Annotated in this window: 2 protein-coding genes; both read right to left on the minus strand. The window is 60.8% G+C overall.

From position 1 onward, the window contains the following. The coding region (locus tag EN932_RS32530; RefSeq protein WP_164890742.1) for a phosphoketolase family protein at positions 1 to 1300 on the minus strand (1300 nt) is incomplete at its 3' end. Positions 1301 to 1471: 171 nt separating this feature from the next. Beyond that, a partial coding sequence (locus tag EN932_RS32535) for a cation-translocating P-type ATPase (RefSeq protein ID WP_164890743.1) occupies positions 1472 to 3069 on the minus strand: 1598 nt, incomplete at its 5' end.

Genomic DNA, 3069 nt, shown 5'->3' on the forward strand with positions numbered 1-3069 from the left:
CAGTCTCGTCCGGGCCGACGATCCGGAAGTTTTTCGAGGCCTCGTTTAACTGCATGACATCACGCAGGAGACTGCCCATGACCCGCGTCGACTCGGCTTTGACGCCGCCCGGGCGCTCTACCGCAATGGCGTGGTCATGCAACCCGGGCAGTTCGAGAGACCTGCGTAGCAGGCCGCCATTGGCATGCGAGTTGGCGCTCATGCGCCGTGTCGCCTGGGGTGCCGTGGCACGAATCGCGGCGACAGGAGCGCCGGCGGCGTCGAACAGTTCCTCGGGCCGGTAGCTTTTCAGCCACTCCTCGAGCAGCTTGAGATGGGCGGGGTTTTCCGCAAGGCCTGACAAGGGAACCTGGTGCGAGCGCCAGAAGCCCTCTGTCTTCAGACCGTCGACCTCTTTCGGTCCCGTCCAGCCCTTGGGGCTGCGCAGCACGATCATCGGCCATGTTGGTCGCGACGTCGGCGACGCCGAGCCAGCGCGCACGGCTTGCTGGATCGCGCGGATGCGGTCTAGCGCATCGTCGAGGACGCTCGCCATGCGCTCATGCATCAGGGCAGGTTCGTGGCCTTCCACGAACAGCGGCTCATAGCCGTAGCCGGCAAACAGCGCGCGCAATTCGTCTTCGGGAATGCGGGCCAGAATGGTTGGATTGGCGATCTTGTAGCCGTTCAGATGCAGGATCGGCAGCACCGCCCCGTCGCGCGCGGGGTTGAGGAATTTGTTGGAATGCCACGCGGCTGCCAGTGGCCCCGTTTCAGCCTCGCCGTCACCGACGATGCAGGCGACCACGAGATCCGGATTGTCAAAGGCCGCGCCATAGGCATGCGAAAGCGAATAGCCCAACTCGCCGCCCTCATGGATCGAGCCGGGCACATCCGGCGCTGCATGGCTCGGGATACCGCCGGGAAGCGAAAATTGCCGGAACAGCTTGCGCATGCCCTGCTCGTCCATCGCAATGTCGGGATTGAGCTCGCTGTAGGTGCCCTCCAGATAGGTATTCGCCACCATAGCCGGGCCACCATGGCCGGGGCCGCAGACATAGATCACATTTGCGTCCCTGAGCCGGATCGCGCGATTGAGGTGCGCATAGATGAAGCTTAGGCCGGGCGACGTTCCCCAGTGTCCGAGGAGACGCGGCTTGACGTGTTCCAGCCGCAACGGTTCGCGCAGCAGCGGATTGTCGAGCAGGTAGATCTGGCCAATCGTCAGGTAGTTCGCAGCTCGCCAATAGGCGTCAATGTCGCGCAACTCCTGTTCGGACAACTGTTTGGTGTTGACTGATGTCGCCGAATGTTCGGTCATCTGATTTGGCTCCGTTGCTCATTTTGCGAAAGCCTGCGGATTGCCTCAGACATGGCACCAACGCATTGTTCGCCTTTCGGTTTATCACTGCTCGGCCTGACCGTCGCTGCACGCACTACCCAAGCTGGGCGTTCGCGCTGGTCAGAACCACGGTCAGACTTGCGTTAGTGATCAGGTTTTCAGCCGCTCCCGCCAGAAATGCTTCAGGTACTCAAGGCAGACCAGCACTGCCAACCCGGCCGCAAGCGTCACTGCGAGGTCGTCCCGGTGCAGCGGTCCGAACTGGAAGAGATCACTCGCGAGCGGCCAAAGAAGCGTCCCACCCAGCGCCGCTGCAACTACAACGACGACAAAAGCAAGCGATCGATTTGGCCGGAAAAGAGCAGTCAGCAGCAACTCGCTGAACGTACGGTTGACGAAGATCAGCCCAACGATCGTCAGCACCAGCGAGAAGAACGTCAGGGCTCGAATCTCGTTTTCCGGCATTCCCCAGTGCAAGGCGAAGAGGAAGATGCTAGCGACAAGCGCGAATGCCAGCAGGCCCTGCACAACGCTCCACGCGATCAGCGAGCGCGAAAAGAGCGCAGCATCCGGATCCCGCGGCGGACGCCTCATCGTGTCGTCTTCCTCTGTTTCTGCTTCAAAGACCAATGAGCAGACCGGATCGATCACCATCTCCAGAAAGGCAATGTGAATTGGCCCGAACAGGATAGGAAGCCCAAACAGCAACGGAAGCAGGGCCAGCCCGGCGATCGGCACGTGCACAGCGAGAATGAAGCCCATTGCCTTGCGCAAGTTGTCGTAGATGCGGCGGCCCAGCCGGATGGCTTTGACTATCGACCCGAAGTCGTCGTCGAGGAGGACGATGGACGACGCCTCGCGCGCGACATCCGTGCCGCGACCGCCCATGGCAATGCCAATGTTTGCGGCTTTCAGCGACGGAGCATCGTTGACGCCGTCTCCCGTCATGGCGACAATCTCGCCGTTGGCCTTCAAGGCTCTGACGATTGCCAATTTCTGCTCGGGCATGATCCGCGCGAACACCGCCGCGGTTTTCACCCGCGCCGACAGGGCTGCGTCATCCAGTGTCTTGAGCTCTTCACCGGTGACGACATCGTTGAAATCGAGCCCAGCCTGCCTGGCGATTGCTGTTGCGGTCGCGGGATAGTCCCCGGTAATCATGATCACTCTAATTCCGGCGGAGCGGCAATTGCTCACCGCGTCCGGAACCCCTGAACGCAGGGGATCGGCAAGTCCGACCAGGCCCATGAATTCGAAATCGAAACCAGTCTGCTTGTCCGGCAGTTGATCGCCAGCATGGCTGGAACGCGCAACGCCTAGGACGCGCAGTCCTTCTGTTGCCATGGCGTCCACAACATCCTTGACCGAATCGACACGATCCGCAGGTAGACGGCACAGTGCCGCGATGGCCTCCGGCGAACCTTTGGCGGCAATCATGCAGTCGCCTCCTCCAGCTGACGATTGCCAGGCATTCGACATTGCCAACAGTTCAGGGCGTAACCCATAGGCGCGGGCCAGCTTCCGATTAGTGCTGTCTGCGCGCTTGGGCAATCGCTCCTGTGCGAGTTTGTGAAATGCCCTTTCCATCGGATCAAAGGGAATCTCGGCACTGGCAAGCACGCCGATCTCAACCAACTCACCAAATGCCGCGGGCATATCTGTGTTTGAGTTGTTCAGCAGGCGAAACAGTTTGCCATCGAGCGTTCTCAGTTCTGCAATTGTCATGCGGTTTTCGGTCAGCGTTCCGG

The organism is Mesorhizobium sp. M7A.F.Ca.US.002.01.1.1 (assembly GCF_004022955.1).
GTDB classification, from domain to species: Bacteria; Pseudomonadota; Alphaproteobacteria; order Rhizobiales; family Rhizobiaceae; genus Mesorhizobium; species Mesorhizobium ciceri.